General features: G+C 53.0%; 12 protein-coding genes. 3 read left to right on the forward strand and 9 right to left on the reverse strand.

Going from position 1 to position 21,718, the window contains the following annotated elements; all coding sequences use genetic code 11:
- Positions 1–216: 216 nt before the first annotated feature.
- From ACO2Q8_RS14285 to ACO2Q8_RS14305, 5 genes are all read right to left on the reverse strand, one after another.
- Entirely contained in the window at positions 217–858 is a 642-nt protein-coding gene (locus ACO2Q8_RS14285) for an OmpH family outer membrane protein (RefSeq protein ID WP_423345504.1), read from the reverse strand.
- A gap of 11 nt (positions 859–869) precedes the next feature.
- Positions 870–1,514 carry an OmpH family outer membrane protein gene (locus ACO2Q8_RS14290; RefSeq protein ID WP_423345505.1) on the reverse strand — a complete coding sequence of 215 codons (645 nt, stop codon included), beginning with the start codon at positions 1,512–1,514 and terminating at the stop codon, positions 870–872.
- Between the two features lie 117 nt (positions 1,515–1,631).
- Positions 1,632–4,268 carry an outer membrane protein assembly factor BamA gene (gene bamA, locus ACO2Q8_RS14295; protein WP_423345506.1) on the reverse strand — a complete coding sequence of 879 codons (2,637 nt, stop codon included), beginning with the start codon at positions 4,266–4,268 and terminating at the stop codon, positions 1,632–1,634.
- A 3-nt stretch (positions 4,269–4,271) separates the two neighbouring features.
- Positions 4,272–5,012 (reverse strand): isoprenyl transferase, encoded by a 741-nt coding sequence (locus tag ACO2Q8_RS14300; RefSeq protein ID WP_423345507.1) that lies wholly within the window; start codon positions 5,010–5,012, stop codon positions 4,272–4,274.
- A 285-nt stretch (positions 5,013–5,297) separates the two neighbouring features.
- On the reverse strand, positions 5,298–6,056 hold the full coding sequence (locus ACO2Q8_RS14305) for a LytR/AlgR family response regulator transcription factor (RefSeq protein WP_423345508.1): 759 nt from the start codon (positions 6,054–6,056) through the stop codon (positions 5,298–5,300).
- 587 nt (positions 6,057–6,643) lie between these two features.
- Here ACO2Q8_RS14305 and ACO2Q8_RS14310 point away from each other — a divergent pair.
- On the forward strand, positions 6,644–10,789 hold the full coding sequence (locus ACO2Q8_RS14310; RefSeq protein ID WP_423345509.1) for an ATP-binding protein: 4,146 nt from the start codon (positions 6,644–6,646) through the stop codon (positions 10,787–10,789).
- An 87-nt stretch (positions 10,790–10,876) separates the two neighbouring features.
- Here the strand turns inward: ACO2Q8_RS14310 and ACO2Q8_RS14315 are convergent, their stop codons facing one another.
- The 4 genes from ACO2Q8_RS14315 to ACO2Q8_RS14330 all read right to left on the reverse strand — a co-directional run bounded on the left by ACO2Q8_RS14315 (position 10,877) and on the right by ACO2Q8_RS14330 (position 15,850).
- The gene (locus tag ACO2Q8_RS14315; protein WP_423345510.1) at positions 10,877–11,644 is read right to left on the reverse strand and encodes a LytR/AlgR family response regulator transcription factor; all 768 of its coding nucleotides are present in this window, start codon (positions 11,642–11,644) and stop codon (positions 10,877–10,879) included.
- Positions 11,645–11,731: 87 nt separating this feature from the next.
- On the reverse strand, positions 11,732–12,898 hold the full coding sequence (locus ACO2Q8_RS14320) for a sensor histidine kinase (protein WP_423345511.1): 1,167 nt from the start codon (positions 12,896–12,898) through the stop codon (positions 11,732–11,734).
- Between the two features lie 24 nt (positions 12,899–12,922).
- Positions 12,923–13,564, reverse strand: coding sequence for a hypothetical protein (locus tag ACO2Q8_RS14325; protein WP_423345512.1), 642 nt, complete (start codon positions 13,562–13,564; stop codon positions 12,923–12,925).
- A 117-nt stretch (positions 13,565–13,681) separates the two neighbouring features.
- A complete protein-coding gene (locus ACO2Q8_RS14330) occupies positions 13,682–15,850 on the reverse strand; it encodes a TonB-dependent receptor (RefSeq protein ID WP_423345513.1) in 2,169 nt (722 codons plus the stop codon).
- A gap of 661 nt (positions 15,851–16,511) precedes the next feature.
- On the opposite strand from ACO2Q8_RS14330, the gene ACO2Q8_RS14335 reads away from it, so the two are divergent.
- Positions 16,512–19,919, forward strand: coding sequence for a SusC/RagA family TonB-linked outer membrane protein (locus tag ACO2Q8_RS14335; protein WP_423345514.1), 3,408 nt, complete (start codon positions 16,512–16,514; stop codon positions 19,917–19,919).
- Between the two features lie 18 nt (positions 19,920–19,937).
- Positions 19,938–21,500 (forward strand): SusD/RagB family nutrient-binding outer membrane lipoprotein, encoded by a 1,563-nt coding sequence (locus ACO2Q8_RS14340; protein ID WP_423345515.1) that lies wholly within the window; start codon positions 19,938–19,940, stop codon positions 21,498–21,500.
- Positions 21,501–21,718 lie beyond the last annotated feature (218 nt).

A 21,718-nucleotide genomic window follows, 5' to 3' on the forward strand; every position in this document is an offset into this window, starting at 1 on the left:
AGGAATCGTCACCGATGGTTTTTAAGTGTAACGCAAAAATACCCGATAGATTTTATGTATGCCGTAAACATACGGTTTTATTGACTGAACGCTTTAACGAAAGAAATAATTTTTGTATTTATTTAAGAAAAAGTTAACAACTCAGACTTCCTTAACATTAGCTAAAAATAAAAAAACCGCCCATCGCTGAGCGGTTTCGATAAGCTGATCTTCCGATTAGTTTTTCTTGGTCGGTGCCGGAGCGGCCGGTTTTGCCGCATTGGTGTTAGGCTGCGTGGCTGGCTGAGCCGCCTGTTTCGATGGAATCGGGACGTTCATTTTTTTGAAGACCAGATCCGTAATGTTGTTCTCTTCCGGTGCGTACAGCAGAACCGGGATCGTGCCGGAACCCGCATCCAGGTTGAAGACGAACGTGTAACCATTTTCTTTCGCGACATCATCAACGTTCTTCTGGATTTTCTGCATTACCGGATTTACCAGTTGGTTGTATTTATTTTGCAACTGGGTTGATGAGTTCGCCTGAAACTCCTGAATCCGTTGTTGCAAACCCTGGAGTTCTTTTTCCTTATCCGCCCGGATCAGATCCGACATCTGAGCCTGTCCTTTTTCGTATGCCGCCAGTTTGTCCTGAAACTCTTTCGACATATCCTGGAACTGCTTTTCCAATTGCGTCCGCTGAATCGTAATCTGGTTCGTAATATCTTTACTTTCCGGCATGTTTTGCAGGATGTATTCCATATTCGTATAGCCAATCTTCACAGGAGCTGCCGAAGCCGTCACCGGTTGTTGCGCCTGTGCCCACACCTGGCTTCCTCCTAACAGCAGGGTTACTGCCAGTGCAATGAGTTTGTTTTTCATTTCTCTACTCGTTATTTTGGTTGTTTTGTCGGTTTACTTGTATTAGATTTAGAATTACCTCCCGGGTTTAATTCCTTATCGGGAACTGCCGTAGTAGCCGCTTCGGCTGTCGTTACGTTACTTTTAGCTTTCGGGTCGGTAGCCAGCCCCAATTCCTCCATGACATAATCCGTGTAATCATAAATCGGATTCGTGTACAGAATCACCACGCCCTCACTGGCTTTATCGAGCACCATTCCCAGTCGCTTCTGGGTGGCCACTTTATCGATGGCCCGCATCACCGTTTCGGTAACCGGTTTCATCAATTCTTTTTTCTTCTCAAAAAGCAGGCCCTCGTAGCCGAACACCTTGTTGTTATACTCCCGGGCTTCCCGCTCCTTCTCGCTGATGATCCGCAGGCGCTCTCGTTTCATCGCCTCCGTCAGCAAAATTTCTTCGGCCTGGTAGGTTCGTTGCAACTTATCGATCTCCGTATATTTATCCTGAATATCCTTCGACCATTTCTCGGCGAATTTGTCAATGTCCGCCAGCGCCTTCTGGTAGGCAGGCATCTTGCTCGTAATGTATTCCGAGTCAACATACCCCAGCTTTTGCGCCCGAACGGACCCAAGTGCCCAAAAGGAGAGCAAAGTTACAAAAATAAGTCCTTTTTTCATGACATTTTCTGAAACAAAACCGATACGGCTGGCTAGTACATGCTTCTACCTGAATCCATTACGACCAGCTTCGTTGCTCGTTGCGTATCTATACATAACGCTCCGGAAGGTAATTTCTTATCTGATTTGCTGTCCAATGGTGAAGTGGAACTGGCCACCCGGTTCAACGCGCGTCGTCGAGCCCGGCATCCGGTCGAACCCGTAGCCGTAGTCGATCCCGATCAGACCAAAGGCGGGCATGAAGATCCGAGCCCCAAAACCGGCCGAACGCTTCAGGTCGAACGGATTGTAGTTTTTGAAATTACCCCAGTTGTTACCGGCTTCCAGAAAACCGAGTACAAAGATGGTAGCCGAAGGGTTCAGCGACACCGGATACCGCAGTTCCATGATGTACTTACTGAAAGCCAAACCGCCCCGGGAACGCTCCTGGGGTGTGGGAGAAATCCCATTCAGTCCCGTGTACACATCCCGGTCATTGTACCCCCGTAACCCGATGATATCCTGCGCCAGCGCGAACTGCCCCGTACCGGCCAGACCTGACCCACCGAGAACAAACCGTTCGAAGGGGCTGAACTCCGTCCGGGAATTGTAGCGGCCCAGGAAGCCCATGTGGGCGCGGGCGTTCAGGACCAGCTTACCGGTCACGGTCGCGAACCAACTGGCATCGAACATCCATTTGTGGTATTCAACCCACTTGTACCGATCCCGTATATCCACGTTTTTATTCGTCGTGGCATTGGAGAAAGCCGAATACGGTGGTGTCAGCGTAGCCATCAACGAGATCGACGAACCGCCCCGAGGGAATTGTGGATTATCGATACTATTCCGGGCCAGCGTCGTATTGAACGTAATACTGTTCGAGGTTCCGTTGTTCAGACCGATGCCAAAAATATCGTAGTTGTTCAACTCATACCGCTGGTAGGTCAGCGAGTTGCTCAACTGGAAGTAGTCGTCCGGGAACCGCAGACGCTTGCCCAAACCAACCGAAATCATGGTGTTTCCGTAAGAACCCAGGAAGGTCCTACCATAAGCGCTCGGGTTGGTATAAAGTGAATTGTAGTCGGAGATCCGGTAGATCGTACGCGACAGACTCACCGACAGGGCATTCGGTTTTTTACCCCCTAGCCACGGCTCCGTAAAGGTCAGCGAGTAGGTCTGGAACTGCCGTCCGTTGGCCTGGAAACGCAGCGCCAGCTTTTGCCCATCACCCGCCGGCAGCGGCCGCCAGGCTTTCATGTTCGTGATGTTGCGGGCCGAGAAGTTATTGAACACCAGCCCGAGCGTACCGACAAAACCGACGTAACCGCCCCAGCCCCCGGATAATTCAATCTGGTCACTCGGTTTTTCCTCGACCGTGTATTCAATGTCTACAGTTCCGTCGGGTTGCGGCACCGGGTTGATCCCGATTTTCTCGGGATCAAAATACCCCAACGTCGCCAATTCGCGCTGCGTCCGGATGATGTCGGTTTTGCTAAACTTCTGCCCTGGCAGCGTCCGAATTTCCCGCAAGACGACGTGATCACTGGTTTTAGTGTTACCGTTCAGGATGATCCGGTTGATGGAAGCCTGTTTGCCTTCAAAAATCCGGAATTCCAGATCCAACGAATCTCCCTCCACACTTTTGATGACGTCTTCGGCATTGAAATACAAATAGCCCCGGTCCATGTAGGCCGAACTCAGGTCACTGCCCGGAATCCCGTTTTTCTTTTTCTCAATGTCTTCCTTACTGTATACATCGCCTTTTTTGAGACCGAGAATCTGCGTCAGTTGTTCATCCGTATACAGGTAATTGCCTTCCCAGCTCACGTTGCGGACATAATATTTCTGACCTTCATCGATGTTCATGATGATGTTCACGGTCCGATCGTTGTGGGCAAATACCGAGTCGAACGTGACGGAGGCATCGCGATATCCTTCTTTGTTGTAGAAGTCGATCACCTTCTGTTTGTCTTCCTCAAACTTCTTGGGAACAAACTTCGAGGGGGTAAACAAACGGCCAAACCGCATCTGCTTTGTACCCTTCATTTTCAGCCGGATTTTTGACTCATCGACTAGTTCGCGACCCCGAATTTCGATGTTGTTAATTTTGACCTTGCTCCCTTTGTCAATGGACACGCGCATGGTGGCCTGGTTGCGGGTGCTGTCGGTCGGTACTGAGATGATCTTGACTTTTGTATTCAGGAAGCCTTTTTCAACAAAGTATTTTTTAACGCTAAGCTGGGTGTTCTTGATCAGGGTGTTCGAAATCAGGCGGCCCAGGTTCAGTTTCACCTTGTCCTTGAGCGCATCCTGCTCTGATTTCCGGATGCCCACGAACGTTACTTTATATAAACGGGGTTGTTCCTTGATGTCGACATTGAGCGTAACCTGGTTTCCTTCGACTTTCGTGGCCAGAATTTCGACGTCTTCCAGCAGCCCCTGAGCCATCAACCGTTTAATGGCTCCGTTGATGCTTTCGCCGGGAATCCGGATCTTATCCCCCACTTTCAAACCGGTTAGCGACAACAGCGAGTTTGGGTCGAGGTATTTGTTTCCCGTCACGGTCAACCCGGCAATTTCGTACTCTTTCGGATCGGCGTAATTAATATCGATAGGCGAGGGTTCTGCAGCCGACGGGCTGGTCGTAATTCGCCCCCCCCCAAAGCCGGGCCGGACCTGGGCCTGAGCCGATAGAGAAACCAGCAGCAGCAAGCCACATGCTGCCAGAAAAAGTTTACTGTTCCTGAATACCAACGTGGTAGGAGTTAATTTCATAGGTCACTTCACGAGTTGTTCGCTGATCTTTCCAAAACGCCGTTCACGGTTCTGATACGTCAGTATGGCCTCCCACAAATGGGGTTTGCGAAAATCGGGCCACAACACGTTATTCATAATATATAATTCGGCATACGCCAGTTGCCAAAGCATAAAGTTGCTGATCCGGTTATCACCGCCCGTCCGGATCATCAGATCCACCTCATCAATGCCTTCGGTTGCCAAGGCCTGCGCAAATACCTCCTCGTCGATCTGGTCGGGCTGTAACACTCCTTCCTGTACTTGGCGGGCCAGTTTTCGGGTGGCCTCCATAATATCCCATTTTCCGCTGTAACTCAGGGCCAGAATCAATTGCAACCCGCTGTTATTTTCAGTCAACCGCATAGCTTCGTCCAACTCGGCCCGGCAATCTTTGGGCAACGTATGAATGCTGCCGATGGCCAGCAGCCGGACGTTATTTTCCATCAAGGTGGGAACCTCATTCCGGATCGTATGAACCAGCAGATGCATCAACGCATCGATTTCCATCTTAGGCCGGCTCCAGTTCTCGGTGGAAAAGGTATAGAGTGTCAGGTATTTTATGCCCAGTTCCGCACACCCTTCCGTGACTTCTCTGACGGCTTTGATTGCATTTCGGTGGCCGAATACCCGTGCAGCGCCCTGTTTTTTGGCCCAGCGTCCGTTCCCGTCCATAATAACGGCCACGTGTCGGGGCAGATTGCTCAGGTCTATGAGTTCTTTCATTCAGCCGGATTCGTTTTAACAAACTTTAACAAAAAGACGGCCCGGGGAGGTGGGCCGTTCAAAATCAGGCTGCAAGTTACTAAAAAGCAGAGGGAATTAAAAGGCAAAAGAGGGCGAAGGAAAACCGAAGCATCCGAATATTTTTGCTTCGGTCATCCCCTACTCCTATCGGGTGTGTAGCAGTTCGTTTAAACAGATATTATGCGGAAATGAAAATTAGGAATGTTGCTTCTCACCCGGGTCACCGGATCCGAACCGAGCCGGTTTTTGTTCGGGTGACCCGCCCTACTCCCCGCCGGTATCTTCCCCTTTTTTGCCGAGTAACCGCAAAAAGCCTTCAAACCGCTCCCGATAAGCCGCTCCCAGCGAGATCTGGTGCGAACCGATGGCAATCGTCCGGTACGAATACTCGGTAATTTTCGCTAGGTTAACAATGTAGGATTTGTGAACGCGTAGAAACTGCTGGCTGGGCAGGGCCTGCTCCAGATTAGAAATGGTTTCGTTGACAACATCGACCTTTTGCTTACCATAAATTTTGCAGTAAATACCGTAGGCTTGTATATAATCAATGTCACCATAATTGAAGCGCTGAAAAGAATGACCTTTTTTCAGGAACAGAAACGGATGATCGACCAGCAAATCGGAAGTTACCTGGGTACTCAGCGCCCGGTTGACAGCCCGTGTGAAGCGTAGAAAGGTAAACGGCTTCAGCAAAAAATCAGCCGCCCCCAGGTCGAAACCCTCAAGGGCCATCTCAGGTCGGGAGGAGGCAATAACCAACGGTATATGCCTGGGAAACGACCGAATTAGGTCCAGTTCAGCCTGACTTAAAAGGTCAACTTCCAGACAGATCAGTTCATACGACTTTTTCTGAAGCAGTCCCTGGGCTTCGGCCAGGGAGTTACAGACTTCGGGCAGAGAGAAAAAGGGCAATCGTTTCAGATAATCCCTGAATTCAGCCACGATCGCTTGCTCCACAATGAGGCATTGCTGATCCATATACCCACTATTGGCCGAAATGCTTTTCAAATAATCAACACACATAGGTATACCAAGTGGGGCTAATCAGACAACTCCGGATGGAATTTATACCGGTCATCTGTGATGCGAAAAGATGAATGAAAATTAAATCAACTAAAGAATAAGTAGGTCAAACCGAACTTTTGGTTTAGTCTGCGTAGCCATTCCCGGATAAAGAAGTATATTTAAAATTCAGAAGAGCGGGCACCGGAGTCAGTACCCGCTTCTTTCACTTTCTTTTCCCCGTTTTTTTCTTTTTCAGAACAAAAAAGCGACGAGGGTCAACGGGCAAGTCAGTCCCGCCAACGGTTTCAACCGGGATGGCGAAAAAGAACAACGTGTGGGCCGACTGCTGCCCGTTTTTGCGATAGCAATCCAATGAAATAATCATGGTATAAAAGGTTTAGACAGAGAATAATGGCTTTCTAATGGAGCCAGAGCCTTCGGGTTTCACGGTTCCGCCCAGTTTTGATATTACTTCACAAAAGAGGGAACAAAAAACATGGCAATCCTGCCAAAATACTGGGACAATTCTGCCAAAAGTGCCTAAAAAGCCGTTGCGCAAATTTACCTGTACAGACAAGGACGAAATTCACAGATATACGAGCGGTATGAGGCACCTTATACGAGTATGGCAACTCCTGCAAATTGGGATTCTGGCTTTTCTTCAGCCCTGCCAGGCGAACTCACCCTATATTGTCAAAGTGCAGCATTATTCGCTGGGCGAAGGCTTACCGAACCGGGGGGTGTTGACTATTGGCCAGGATAAGCAAGGGTTTATCTGGATCGGTACGCTGGACAACGCCTACCGCTTCGACGGCTTTACGTTTAAAACTCTGCCGGGACAACTCACCTCCACTCAGCTTCCGCCGGTTATCAAGAACATTCACTGCGATGCCGACGGGAATCTGTGGTTTTTTAAAGTTTGGTCTCACTTTCAAAGGCAGATCGACATACTCGCGCCCGGTCAGCAAAAACCCGTTGCTTTCGAGGACTTTTTTCACCGAAAACTACCCTTTGACGTTCAGGATTATACTAACTCAGCAGGTTTTATTGATGCTCCCATCCGACCAACCGACCCGTTATTGATTCCCCATTCGGACGGGTCCGTGTGGCTTCATAAAGGCCGTGGCCTCTTTAAACGCCTGTATCAGCATCCGGCCGGGGGAATTCCCCAAAAAATACTCATCACACCCACAAACACGGTATTGTTCAGCTACCTGGTATCGGGTAAGCCAAAAGAAAGCGAACTCATCGAGGTAAGTCTCGCCGGGGAGATCCGCCGACGGCAACACTTACCGGTTGAAATCTATCCCGTCTGGGTCGATTCCACGAATACGATCTACCTGTCTCGTTTCACCCGGGGTATTTTAATTGAACGGTCTGAGCTGACCGCCCAACGAGTTCAACCGCTCTTACTTAAGCTCCATCCCGACGGAACGATGACAAATCTTCCCATCACTTTGCCAAAAGGCGCGTTCACGGACCTGTTGCGGTTTAACAATGGCAAGACTGTATATGATTCCCGTCGAGGGCTTTTTTGGTTTATCGGTAAAAGCTCACTCATCGCCTGGCACCCCCGACAGGGTGTTGTATTCGATCTGACTGCGTCGGGTTTTCCGGTTGCCAGTCTAATTGACCTTAATCACCTCTTTATTGATCGGACGGGAGCGATTTGGGTCGGTACCCACAATGGCTTTCTGCTGCTGACGCTGGAACCCAACCGGTTCCAACGGTATTCCGATATTCCGTCCAAACCGGCTCCCCTTCCCCTGTTGAGCACACAGGGCCTGGTACGAATCGGGGACTGGCTATGGGTCAATGCCCAGGGGGGCCTGCTGCTAAACCTGAAAACCGGGTCTTACCGACACCTTCGGCGGCAAAGTTACGGTCCCGCCATCCGAGGTTTTGATAACCGCATCTGGACAGCATCAAACAATTCGCTGCTTCAAATCGAGCCCACAACGGCCACCGTTCACACACACCCCATTACTAATTTTTCAACCTTCAACCCCTGCTGGGCAATCTGGCAGGATAAGCAGCATAATTTCTGGTTGGGCTACGACCAGGGCCTATCGTATTTTGACGTAAAAACAAACCGTAATGAACCGTTCAGGCGCTACAACCAATTCCAGGAACTGGCAAACAACCGCATAAACGGTTTTTTCCCCGATTCGGCGATTGGCGGGCTCTGGGTTGCAACCTCATCCGGCCTGTACCAGCTCGACACGGTACGGGGTATTACGGCCCGCTACAGTTCACAAAATTCCCACCCCAACCAACTTCCTTTCGATTATATTAAATTCCTTCACATTGATCGCCATCAACCGGGAATTTACTGGCTGGCCACACGAGGTGGAGGCCTCATTCAGTGGGAGCGAAAAACCGGACGCTGGCAACAGTTCAACCGCGACCAAGGCCTGTCTAATAATGACATTTACTCCATTCATGAAGACCGCAACGGCCACCTGTGGCTCCCCAGTAACTACGGCCTGATGCGATTCAACAAGCGCACCCATCAGGTTCAGCTTTTTCTGCCCAAAGACGGTATTGCCCACGAGGAATTTAACATGACCGCCCACTTTCAGAGCGCCGATGGCCAGCTTTTTCTGGGTGGGTTAAACGGTGTCACTTCCTTTTATCCGGATCAGCAAGCCGGCGAGAAGCCGGTTATCGTACCGCTCCTCCTGACTCAGTACGAGCAACTCAACGCCCAAACCGGGAAACGGATCAACTATTTCCCGGCGTTTGAACGGGAACAAAAAATTGTTCTTCCGCCCGAAAACCGCTCGTTTTCGCTTTCCTTCGCCCTACTCGACTACCGGTATGGACGCCAATTCCGGCTCTCGTACCGCATCGTCAACTGGCAGGACTACTGGACTTCGCAACTCCAGCGAGACATCGCCATCAGCGGCCTGCCGCCGGGCGAATACCAGCTTCAGGTACGGGCGCAAAACCCGAGCGGACAGTGGGTGTCGGAAACACTTTCAATTCCCATTACGGTACTCAAACCGTTTTATTTGCAAACCTGGTTTTTAACCCTCATCATCCTGAGCTTAATCGGCGCCACCATTGGCTTCTTTCAATGGCGAAACCACCGGTTAAGCCAAGAAACCAAACGTTTGGAAGAGGAAGTAGCCCGCCGGACGGCCCAGATTGCCAACGATAAGGCGGTTATTGAACAGCAAGCTGCCGACCTACAGGCCAGCGCTACCCTAAAATCCCGGTTTTTCGCCAATGTGTCCCATGAATTCCGAACACCCCTCACGCTACTGCTAGGGCCGTTATCCTATCTGTCAAAACACCTCTCCGACCCGGTTATGGTACGACTCGTTGCCAGTATGGACCGCAATGCGCGACAGCTACTGACGATGGTAAGTGATTTGCTTGACCTGTCCAAGCTGGATGAAAACGGGATTCAATTGCTAAAGCAGCCTACCGACCTGGCCCAGCTCATCAACCAGACGGTGGCCATGTTTCATTCGCAGGCCGACTATACCGGTATTACCCTGACGGCCGAAGGAACCACTGAACCGCGATGGCTGCTGCTTGATCCCGCCAAAGTGGAAACCGTCCTGAAAAACTTGCTGGCGAATGCTCTGCGGTTTACGCCCTCCGGCGGAACCATCACCGTTCGGATGCATCCGCCCGACTCGTCTATTCGGATAGAGGTCGTCGATACCGGAAGTGGCATTCACCCGGACGACCTGCCTCACATTTTCGAGCGGTATTACCAATCGAAACAACCCGACGCCCCGCTCCGGGGCGGAACCGGGATAGGACTGGCCCTGGTACACGACTATTGCGCGCTTTGGGGAGGCCGCCTGGCTGTTGTCAGCGAACCTGGACAGGGCAGTACGTTTGCCTTCACCCACCCGTACCAGCCCGTCGAAGCAGTCGAGCCTCAGCCGTTACCATCCTCCGAACCGTTGGTCCCGGCGGTTTCGGAAGAGAAACTGCCCGCTGCCAACCCGGTTGCTCCGCGGGTGCTGCTGGTGGAAGACAACACGGACATGGTAACGTATCTCGAAACGATTCTGGCCCCGCTTTACCGGCTTCACATCACCCGCAACGGCCGGGAAGCCTGGGAATGGCTGCCTAGTCAGCCCGAACAGAATTGGCCGCAACTGATTGTGACGGATTTGATGATGCCCGACATGGACGGGCTGGCGCTGGTCGACCGGATTCGGCGGCAACCGAACCTGCGAACGATCCCGGTTTTGATGCTCACGGCCCGGACCAGCCTGGATGTCAAGCTCGAAGCCCTGCGCCTGGGCGTGGCCGATTATGTCACCAAACCGTTCGATCAGGATGAACTCGTGACGCGCATCAACAACCTCCTTGAACGCTCACAGGAGCGCCTGGCCTGGCAACAGACTGCTGATGAAGTCAACCCTCCGCCGTCGCAAGATGACGAATGGCTGGTGCAGATTGAGCAGCTTGTCCTGAAAAACCTGACCAACAACACATTTCAGGTTGGATCGCTGGCCGAAGCCCTAAACAGCAGCGAGCGGCAATTATACCGGCGGCTGAAAAAAGCTACCGGTTTTTCGCCGAACCAGTTCATGCAGGAAATCCGGCTGCAAACCGCCCGGGAATGGCTGGAGAATCAGCGGTTTGCTACGGTCAAAGAAGCCTGTTATGCCGTTGGTTTTCAGGATGCAGTATATTTCTCCCGGCTGTTCCTGCATCGCTTTGGGCGTTATCCGGTCAGCTATCTGCGCACGGCGGAGATGGCTTCCGAAACGGAAGAATAGGATAACATGGGTAATGGATAAACTTCCTGGCTAAAACGATCACCTTTTTTGTCATCCCGACGTCAGGAGGGATCTTCGAACGCCGACCTACAACTCCATCAAACTTTTCAGGTTGTCGTGGTAACTACTGCCGGTCAGGAGTTGGGTGGATTTTTTGTCGCGCATGACCACGATGAACTTGCCGTTGAAGTGCCGCTGAATTTCCTGAATGTGCCGGGCGTTCAGCAGCGTCGAGCGGCTGATTCGGGTAAACGTGTCGGGTAATTTTTCTTCCAGCGCCGTGAGGGTGTGACTGGTCAGAAACTGCTGCCCGTCGACGGTATGGAGCAACACGTACTTGTCCTCGGCTTCAAAAAAAGCCACGTTCGTCAGCGGAATCAGTAGAATCCGGTCGCCGGTTTTCACCGAAATCGAATGCAGTTCTTTTTTGGGTTTCAGAAGTTCCAGCACATGCCGTAAGTCCGGGCTGGCGCCTGTTGGTGCGGAGCGCGTTTTGCGAATTCGCTCCACGGTTTTTTCGAGTCGCTCGGGCTCGATTGGTTTCAGCAAATAATCGATGGAATTTTCTTCGAAGGCCCGCACGGCGTAGTCGTCGTAGGCAGTTGCAAACACCACGATGGGTAGATAGGGCAATTTGGCCAGCATCTCAAACCCGTTCAATCCCGGCATTTCGATGTCCAGGAAAATCAGATCGGGCTGGAGGGCTTCGACGGCTTTCAGACCGTCCAGGCCGTTGGCGGCTTCGCCCACTAGCTCGAACGTGTCGGTATAGCGGCCCAACAAACGCCGGAGCCGACTAATCGCCAGCGGTTCGTCGTCGACCAGCAGTGTACGGAGCGGAAATTGATGGATCATCGTTTACCGGTTTATAGTCGAACCTGGCCAGCAGGTGACCAATCCAACCGAAAAGCCTTTGGCTCAGCAGGAATTCGGGGCGGTTTTTTATTGCTCCACCCACTTCTTTTCAACGGGTATGACTGGCCGCTCCGCATCCGGCGAGGTGGTTAGGCGTTCTTTTCGAATCTGCACGACCACCTCTTTCCGGGGTTGATTCTCGACTAAAAGCCGGGCTTCGTTGCCGTACAGAATCTTGAGCTTATCCTGAATGCTTTGCAGCCCATAACCCGCTACAAGCTCTTCCGGAAAGGCAGGCCCGTTGTCGTGAATCCGCAGGTAGAGCCAGCCTTTTTCTTCGGTAATCCGAACGAGAATGGCTCCGGGTCCGGCCACTTTCGAAATCCCGTGTTTAATGGCATTTTCGACCAGCGGTTGCAGCAAAAACAGCGGAATCTGCACCTCATTCAAATCCGGGTCGGTCAGGTCGATGCGGTAGGTCAGCCGGTCACCGAAACGCACCTGTTCCACATCCAGGTACGTCCGGACCATTTCCAGTTCGTCGGCCACGGTGTTGAAATACCGGTTTTTCATCCCCGTCGTGTAGCGGAACAGTTTCGACAACAACAGCACCATTCGCTCGGCCCGGTCGGGTTCGTCATGCACCAGACTAGCGATGGAATTCAGGGCGTTGTACAGAAAATGCGGGTTGATTTTGGCTTGCAGCGCTTCCAGTTCGGCCCGGGTTTTCTGCTGTTCCAGATGAAGAAGTTGGTATTCCTGTTCGGTAATTTTCCGGGTATAGGTCTGCGCCCGTTGCTGAAAGTAGAAAAACAGGTTTCCGACCACAATGGGTCCCAATAAGTAAAGCATCGACGTGTTGTTGCCCTTGCTCCGGTAAACGGAACGTTGAGGTAAGTTGAAGTAGTCAAGGAGCCATCCTTTCCACAACAAATAATTCAACGTTCCGACGATAACCAGAAAAATGAGCGACAAAACAAGGTGTTGGACCCAGATTGACGGAAGACGAGGAGCCACCAACCCAAAAAGGGAACAAATGACCAACACGCAGACCGCATTGATCAAATTGTTCAGGCAAATCATGATGGTAATTTCAATGTATTCACCAGTTGGATTCGCCAGCTCCAGCGTGAAATAAATGATCCCGCTGATGCCGTAGACCAGGGTCGCACAGACGATAATTGAAATCAGCCAGTCGCGCGGACTGTTTTGCACAAACCATTTACCGGCTTCCAGCTTCTGAAACGAACTCATGCGCAACTGCGGTTAAAAAGCGTTCTACTGGCCACACTGGCTCAGCAGGTACTGATTAGTATCCAGGCCCCAACTCGGGTGAAGGGTCGATACCGGTTTGAATGTAGCAAATTTTTCGGCGGCTTGTTTCAAAAGCGGACAGGCGGTGGATTTTCCTCCGCCAAACTGCTCGGGCGTGTAAAACAACGACTGCCCCTGCAAGGCGTATATGCGCGGATTTTCGGGATTTTTCTGTTTGGCTTTTCCCAGAGCCGCTTCAAACTCGGGGACGTATTGCTGCCAGCGGTTTTCCGGATCGACCGACAGCCGGGCGCTGGCCAGTTGGGCCGCCAGCACCATCGTTTCGTCGTTGTCGGGTTGCTGTTTGGCTACTTTCTGGTAAAACTCGGCGGCTTTGTCGAGCATCGCGTCTTTTTTCGCGGCCTCCGTTTCTTTCACGCCGAGCAGAATGTAGGTGTACGACGCCCAGTAATTCGGAAGCCACTCGCCCGTTTCAACATTGGCGATGCGCTCCAATTGGCCGGCAGCTTGCTGCAGGTCCGGAATGGGCGTCATGAACTTCACTTTGGCAATGGCGTCTTCCATTGCTTTGGTGTACTTTTCGTTTTGGGCAAATGTGCGGGAGAAAACCAACGCCAGAGTGAATAAAAGGGCTATTTTTTTCATAGTTGACAAGAATTTAATGGTTAGAAATGAGTGAAACGTACCCACGGACTTTAGTCCGTGTGAGCTTCTATGATCCAGTAGTTGGTATCAACTTAACGGTTTACTAACTTACACGGACTAAAGTCCGTGGGTACTTAATTCAGGATCAATGGCTTTTCGCGTCAGGCTTAGCACGGCACCGACGAAGAAAAACCGGTAAAACGGCGGTACAACGGCGAATTTCTGCGTGCCATCGGGCGTATACCGGTACCCATAACTGTTGCGCGTTCCCAGTACATTTTCGCCCGATGCATACAGCACCAGAAACGCCCGGGACAGACGCCGTACGTAGCTCATATTCAGGCTCAGACTGCTGTACGGGCGGGTTTTATCGCCCAGAAACCGATCGCTGCCGGGATTGAAATACGGCCGGCCGCTGGCGAGCGAATACGTAGCCCCGGTATTGATCCCCAACGCCCGAAACGCTTTCTTGAAAACGAGATTCAGCGTGTGAGCAGCCGCAAAGGTCGGCATGGCCTCGACGGGATAGTTCCGGAACAGCCGCTTGGTATCCAGAAATGAGTACGAAACCCAATAATCGACGTTTTTCATCGATTGCTTGTCGCGCCAGAACAGGTCAAAGCCCTGCGCGTAGCCAAAACCGCTGTTGTCGGTTTGGCTGGTCGGAAACCGGTAAATGTTCGGATCGTAAAAACCGTTCGTATTTTCCCGGACGAGGCTACGGTAGTCTTTATAAAACGTTTCAACCCGGAACGTACGGTTATCGCGAATGCGCTGGTAATTCAGGATTAAGTGATTGGCCTGTTCAAAACGCAGGTTCGGATTCGTTAGCAGATAGGTCTGATCGGGCGTCTGGTAAAACTGCCCGGCCGCCAGCGAAACCTGCCCGTAATCGTCGGTTTTGTACGCCATCGACAAACGGGGTGACACATTCAACCGCCCGATCACCGACGCCCGTTCCCCGCGCAAGCCCGCCCGAACGGCCAGCCTGCGGGAGAAAAACACCTCGGTTTCCACAAAAAACGCGGAATACCAATCGGTCAGCGAACCGCCCCACTGGCCGTAATGGTTCAGGTACGTATACCGGTGGAGTTCGGCACCGGTCAGCATCGAGACATTATCGCCCAGCGACCGGGTCAGCACTACTCGCCCCTGTAGACGTTGCTCATCGGTTCGGGCCTGCACGGTATCGATGCCCAGCCGGTCACGGTTGTCGGTGTAACTGATCCCGGACTGCAACCCCCAGCGCCCCTCATCCCAGGTGGTTTGAAACGTCGTCATCGACAACGCGTTGCGGTTTTTAACGGTAAACGGAGACGCCTGGAAATCGCCGGTAAAATTTCGAAACGAGATCCCCTGGTAGGCCATGGAAACATCCGAATAATGCTTTAGCAAACCGCGTTGGCCAATGGGCTGGGTCAGAATCACCGAAACTTCGCCGGATTCGGGCGCGTGCAGCCACCGAATGTTCGATTTCAGGGTGCTGAACAGCGGATTCAGGTTCGTATAATTAGCCGAAACCGTCAGCCGTTCTTTTCGGAACGCCGACAGACTGATCCCAGCGGCATTGAAACCAAGGCTTAGTCCATCATTGTCTTCGGCTTTATCGCGGGTGTTCAAGGTCAGCACCGACGACAGTGCCTGGCCGTACTGAGCCGAATAACCGCCCGTACTGAAGGCCGTCCCCTTGAACAGAAACGGCGAAAACCGGCTCCGCTGGGCTACGTCCGGGCCTCCGCTCGTGAACGGGTTCTGCACCACCAGCCCGTCGATGATCGTGCGGGTTTCGGACGCGGCCCCACCCCGGACGAACAAGCCGGTTTGGTCGCCGACACGCTGCGCACCGGGCAACAGTTGCATCACGGCCGGAATGTCGGCTCCTCCGCTGGCCGTGGTTACGATGTCGAGTGGTTTCAGGACGGTCTGGCGTTTTTCGTCGCTGGCTTCAAAGGCCCCCGCCGTGATCACGACGGTGTTGAGCACCGTGGCGGTTTCCTGCAACTTCATCGTCAGCCGCACCGTCGGCTGATCCAACCTGATTTTTTGCTGCAACGGCTCATAGCCGACAAAACTGACCGCAATCGTGGCCGTATCCCGCTGGTCGGTCCGGAAACTGAATGCGCCATCGGCATCGGTATTGACCCCATCGTACGAGCCTTTAATGAAGACATTCGCACCGGGCAGGCCGTTGCCTTTCCGGTCGGTTACGGTTCCGGTGAGAGTGGTTTGCGCCCAGACACAAGCGGGAACCAGGAGCATGCCGAACGTTAGTAGTTGTTGTTTCATGTCGAACAGCGTCGAATTCGATTCAAAGCTATTCGCGGGCCTGCCGGAAGGCGAGTAATTTCCGACCAATGCCGGTTCCGGCAGGATAAACACGGCGTTTCTCCGGATAATTTAGTTGAGAAAACCGCTAAAACCGGAAATTTTCCATTCCGGGCTGTTCGGCTTCTGAGCCATAGGTTATTTCCCTTTTTTTAAAAAATTCAAAAAATAATTTCTTCAAAAAGAGTATTGGGCAGCAGTTCCCGCATCTTTGTGTCAAATCTACAGTACGTCGTACGCATTCCACACCAAAGTCTATTCTTGCGAGTTAGCGTAAAGGGTTAAATAAACCAGCAGGGTCGATTCTGTGCCACAACTCGATAATCCCTTAAAACCGATACATACCGATTAAGCTCATTCATTGTGAAAAATTTTTCAAGTATGACTACCAACCTGCTCATCTCTAACCCCCTTGTGACGCCTATGCTTGGAACAAATTACTAACTGCACAAAAAAGCCGGTAACGTTGCAGCGTTACCGGCCGTTGATCCCCTACACTTTTTCGCTCAGTTCTTTCCCCACCCACGAAGGGATGGTTTGGGAATCCTCATGCCGACTATTAACCGACACAATCAAAATTATGTCAAAAAGCAGACACTTTCACTACGCTATACAGAAAATCATGCGCGTGACTCTGTATCAAGCTCTGTTATCCATCGCCTTCACCACCCTGGTGCATGCACATGACGTGCGCGGCCAACGGGTTCTCGAGCAAAAGGTCACGCTACGCCTGGCCAATGCCGAGGTCGAGAAGGTACTGGAACGCATTGAAACGGTGACGAAAGTCAAATTCATGTACAACCCGCAGATTTTCGGAAGCCAGAAGTACACCTTTCGGTTTCAGGACGAAGCGCTGTCGGAAGTGCTGGAGAAAGTGCTGACTCCCCACCGGGTTACGTACGAAGTGGTTCAGGACAAGATCATTCTGAAACGGATTCTGGCTCAGGCTCCCATCGAAGTAGCTCCGCCCGCCGGGGTGAAAGAAGCACCCAAACGCAGCATTACCGGGAAAGTGACCGACGAAACCGGCGCCGGAATGCCGGGCGTCAGCGTCCTGGTGAAAGGTACGCAACGCGGCACCTCCTCCGACGCCGAAGGCCAGTATTCCCTGGTCATTCCCGATGCGGAAGTGGCTTCCGCCGTGCTGATTTTCAGTTTCGTCGGCTACACCTCACAGGAAGTAGCCGTGGGCAACCAGAGCGTTGTTTCGGTTCAGATGAAACCGGAAGCCCAGTCGCTGAACGAAGTCGTCGTAACGGCTCTCGGGATTGCGCGGGAAAAGAAAGCCCTGGCCTATTCGGTTTCGGAAGTGAAAGGAAGTGAATTTACGCAGGCCCGCGAAACCAACGTCGCCAACGCCCTGACCGGTAAAATTGCCGGGGTCAACGCGACGGGGATGGCCACCGGCCCCGGCGGTTCGAGCCGGATCATCATCCGGGGAAACGGTTCGCTCAACGGCAACAACCAGCCGCTGTACGTGATCAACGGAATGCCGATGGACAACAGCATTCCGGGGGGCGGCACGACGGCCGACGGCAACGGGATGAACGTCGACCGGGGTGACGGCATCGGCGGGATCAACCCCGACGATATCGAGTCGATCAGCGTGTTGAAAGGCGGTCCGGCAGCGGCTTTGTACGGGGCCCGGGCTTCCAACGGCGTCATTCTGATTACGACCAAAAAAGGCCGGGGCCAGAAAGGCATCGGCGTGGAAATCAACAGCAACACGACCTTTGAAAGCATTGCTGTGATTCCGAACTGGCAGTATGAATACGGCCAGGGTGTGGACGGCAAAAAACCGACCACCGTCACCGAAGCCAAAAGTACGGGCCGGTTGTCGTACGGTGCCCGCATGGACGGCCAGCCGACGATCCAGGTCGACGGCCAGTTGCACCCGTATTCTCCGCAAAAAGATAACCTGAAGCATTTTTACCGCACGGGGAGCAATTACATCAACTCCGTGGCCTTCACGGGCGGCAACGAGTCGGTCAACTTCCGGCTGGGGCTGAACAACACGCAGTCGAACAGCATCGTCCCGAATTCGTCGTTTACCCGCCGGATTGCCAACCTGAACCTGAATGCGTTGCTGGGCAAAAAGCTGAGCATCGAAACGGTTTTCCAGTACAACCTGGAAGAAGGCAAAAACCGCCCGAAAGTCGGCTACGCCGATATGAATCCGCACTGGGCTACGTACCTGGTGGCCAACGTCGTCGACATCCGCAGCCTTTCGCCGGGCTACGATCCGGTGACGGGCAAAGAGATGGAATGGAACCCGGTTCCGGCCGCGCCAAACCCGTATTTCGTGATTAACAAGTTTAAAAACGACGACACCAAACACCGCTTTATCAGCCAGGGAAGCATCCGGTACGACATTCTGGACAACCTGTTTATCAAGGGGAGCGTCAGCCAGGATTTTTACAGCTTCCAGTCAGAATACGTACAGCCGACCAACAACGCCTACCAGCCGCTGGGAACCTACGACGCCCGCAAGGTGAGTTCGTCGGAAACCAATGGCATGCTGACGCTGAACTACAACACCACCTTCTTCAAAGATCTGACCTTTACGGCCATGCTCGGCGGCAACGCCCAGCGCGCCGTCTATGACCAGACAGCGATCACCGGGAGCGAGTTTACGGTGCCGTATTTCTACAGCTACACCAACCTCGCCACCTCGACCACAACGCCGACCTACATGAAGAGCGCCATCAACTCGGTTTTTGGTTCGGTCGACTTCGGGTACAAAAACGTGGCTTACCTGACACTTTCGGGTCGTCAGGACTGGTTCTCGGTACTGAATCCGAAGAGCAACAGCATTTTCTACCCATCGATTGGGGGTTCGCTGATTCTGTCGGATGCTTTCAAGTTGCCGAGAGCCATCAGCTTTGCCAAACTGCGGGCTTCGTGGGCGCAGGTGGGTGGTGCCACCGTGAATGCCTACCAGATTTACCAATATTATTCGATGCAGCAGGGTGGTCACAACGGCCGGCCAGTGCAGGTGCTGTCGTCGTCGCAGGTGCCCAACCCGGATTTAAAACCGCTGACCTCAACGACGTACGAAGCCGGTATCGACGCCAAGTTCCTCAACAACCGACTGGGTATCGACCTGACGCTTTACAACCGGAAAACCACGGATGACATCGTGACGACCAACATCGCGGTTTCGTCCGGTTACACCTCGGCCCTGCTCAACGTCGGCGAGTTGAGTAACAAAGGAATCGAGCTGTTACTGACCGGCACGCCCATCACCAACGGGAACTTTAGCTGGGATGTGAGCTACAACATGGCTTACAATAAGAGCAAAATTGAGCGGCTGGCAGACGGGCTGACTGGTATCGATGTGGGTTCCGGGGTCGGGGGCGGTTTGGTCCGCAACGTGCTGGGTCGTCCGTACGGAACGGTTTGGGGCTATCGGAAGAAAACCGACGCCAACGGCAACGTGGTCTTCAATACGGCCAGTGGCTATGCCGTACGCGGGGATCTGGAAGAAATCGGCCAGGGAACACCTCCGCTAACAATGGGGATTACGAACAACTTCCGGTATAAAAACTTCTCGCTGAACGTGCTGCTCGACGGTAAATTCGGAAGCATCGTGTACTCCAACCTCTACCAGTATGCCTACCGCTTCGGCTTACCGCAGGAAACGCTGCCGGGTCGCGAAACCGGGGTGACCGTCACCGGGGTGACTCCCGAAGGCAACCCGTTCACGAAAGCCTGGAAGAAAGAAGAAGTGGATACCTACTACGACAACGACAAGAATTACACCGCCATGTTCATGTTCAACAACGACTTCGTGAAGCTGCGTCAGTTGGTGTTGAGCTACAACCTGCCCGTCAGCAAGCTGCGTTTCGTGAAGTTGCAGGGCGCGTCAATCTCGCTGGTCGGCCGAAACCTGGCCATCCTGTATAAGGATAAGAAAAACCAGTATTTCGATCCGGAGTCGGGCTATACGAGCACGAACGCCCAGGGCCTGGAAGCCTTCGGTGTTCCGCGGACCCGCAGCCTGGGCGTGAACTTAATGGTGAAATTCTAATTAACTAACGATCTCACAATGAAGCAACTGATTCATAAACTACTCTTCGCGGCCCCGATTTTCCTGCTTTTGTCGGCCTGTGACAAAGGCTTTGAGGAAATGAACGTGGACCCGAACAAATATTCGCAGGTTGTTCCGGAATACCTGTTCACCCGGGCGCAGCTCGATGGCGTGAGCACCAACTTTACCGGCGCAGCTTACCTGACCATCGGCCAGTCGATGCAGCACTTCGCGACCTACAAGGAGGTTCCGGCCGCCGGAGACAAGTACTTCAACTACACCTATTCGACCGGCAACTGGAATGCCTACGCCGGAACCGGGGCCGGACAGGGTGCGGTAATTTCCATTCGCCAGGTGATCGACAAGGTGTCGACCGATCCGGCCAATGTCAACAAACTGTCGGCCGCCCGCATCTGGAAAGCCTACATCTTCCACCGTTTGACCGATCTATACGGCGACATTCCCTATTTCGACGCTGGAAAAGCACTTTCTGACAAAAACTACGGTCCTAAATACGATACGCAGCAGGCCATCTATGCCGACCTCCTCAAAGAACTCGACGAGTCGATCCAGGCGTTCGATGCCACCAAGGCGACCTTCGGCAATGCCGACCTGCTATTCGGGGGCGACGTGAGCAAGTGGAAGAAATTTGCGTATTCCCTGATGCTGCGGCTGGGTATGCGGCTCACGCAGGTGGATGCAGCCCTGGCTAAAACCTGGGTGGAGAAAGCCATCGCCGGGGGCGTCATTCTGGACGATGCCGACCGCGCCGTGATTGCCTACGTCGACGGGTCGCAAACCGCCAGCCGGAATTTCATCGCCAACGGGCTGCTCAGCACCGACTACATTACGCCCGGTGGCGACAACGTGGAAGGCGGCAAGTTTGCCAAAACGTTCATCGATTACCTGAAAGCGACCAAAGACCCGCGTCTGAATGTGTTCTCCATCGTCTGGACGACCACCGACGGCAAATCTTTCACGGCCGACACGACGACGGCCCGGCAAAGCGGGATGCCCAATGCGGCTTTCAATAACCTGCCTGCCAACTTCAACTCGTTCTCGGAGCCGAATCCGGCCACCCTGCTGCGGTACAGTGCCCCGCTGATCGTGCTGGGCAATGCCGAAATGAACCTGCTGCTGGCCGAAGCCTCCGTGCGCGGCTGGGCCAGCGGAACCACGGCGGCAACGGCCTACGCCAATGCCGTCCGGGCCGGGATGCGGCAATGGTCGCTGTTTGGCACGGGCGGGGTTATTTCCGACGCGAAGATCAACGCATATCTGACGGCCAATCCGTACAAAACCGCCGGAACCGTGGCCGAGCAGATGGAGCAGATTCAGACGCAGAAATGGGTGGCTTTGTTTCTGGAAGATGAATACGAAATCTTCGCCAACTGGCGCCGGACGGGCTACCCGGTTCTGACGCCGACGAATTATCCGGGCAACCTGACGGGCGGCAAAATCCCGACCCGTTTTGTGGTTCCGGATTCCGAAGAAACGTACAACAAAACCAACTTTATTGAAGCCCGTACCCGCCAGGGCGGCACCAACACCTTGTCTAGCGTGGTGTGGTGGGATAAATAAGAAAAACCCGGTTATCACTACCGGGTTCAACAGATAGTTTGAATAGCACGCGAATCGCACCGGGGCTTCCCTGGTGCGATTTTTTATTTAGCCAATTCCGCTTTGCCCTCTGGGCTGACCGTGGATAACCCCGGGTTGCACCCGGGGTTATCCACGGTCAGCCCAGAGGCTTTTGAGTACGGTTTTTGGTAAATTGAACGCAGATAGCACTGGCTGTC

It is taken from the genome of Larkinella sp. VNQ87, assembly GCF_049445795.1.
Taxonomy (GTDB): Bacteria; Bacteroidota; Bacteroidia; order Cytophagales; family Spirosomataceae; genus Larkinella.

Coding starts and splice junctions, on each gene's coding strand:
- ACO2Q8_RS14285 (WP_423345504.1), bottom strand. CDS start 858: ATGAAAAACAAACTCATTGCACTGGCAGTAACCCTGCTGTTAGGAGGA.
- ACO2Q8_RS14290 (WP_423345505.1), bottom strand. CDS start 1,514: ATGAAAAAAGGACTTATTTTTGTAACTTTGCTCTCCTTTTGGGCACTT.
- bamA (WP_423345506.1), bottom strand. CDS start 4,268: ATGAAATTAACTCCTACCACGTTGGTATTCAGGAACAGTAAACTTTTT.
- ACO2Q8_RS14300 (WP_423345507.1), bottom strand. CDS start 5,012: ATGAAAGAACTCATAGACCTGAGCAATCTGCCCCGACACGTGGCCGTT.
- ACO2Q8_RS14305 (WP_423345508.1), bottom strand. CDS start 6,056: ATGTGTGTTGATTATTTGAAAAGCATTTCGGCCAATAGTGGGTATATG.
- ACO2Q8_RS14310 (WP_423345509.1), top strand. CDS start 6,644: ATGAGGCACCTTATACGAGTATGGCAACTCCTGCAAATTGGGATTCTG.
- ACO2Q8_RS14315 (WP_423345510.1), bottom strand. CDS start 11,644: ATGATCCATCAATTTCCGCTCCGTACACTGCTGGTCGACGACGAACCG.
- ACO2Q8_RS14320 (WP_423345511.1), bottom strand. CDS start 12,898: ATGAGTTCGTTTCAGAAGCTGGAAGCCGGTAAATGGTTTGTGCAAAAC.
- ACO2Q8_RS14325 (WP_423345512.1), bottom strand. CDS start 13,564: ATGAAAAAAATAGCCCTTTTATTCACTCTGGCGTTGGTTTTCTCCCGC.
- ACO2Q8_RS14330 (WP_423345513.1), bottom strand. CDS start 15,850: ATGAAACAACAACTACTAACGTTCGGCATGCTCCTGGTTCCCGCTTGT.
- ACO2Q8_RS14335 (WP_423345514.1), top strand. CDS start 16,512: ATGCGCGTGACTCTGTATCAAGCTCTGTTATCCATCGCCTTCACCACC.
- ACO2Q8_RS14340 (WP_423345515.1), top strand. CDS start 19,938: ATGAAGCAACTGATTCATAAACTACTCTTCGCGGCCCCGATTTTCCTG.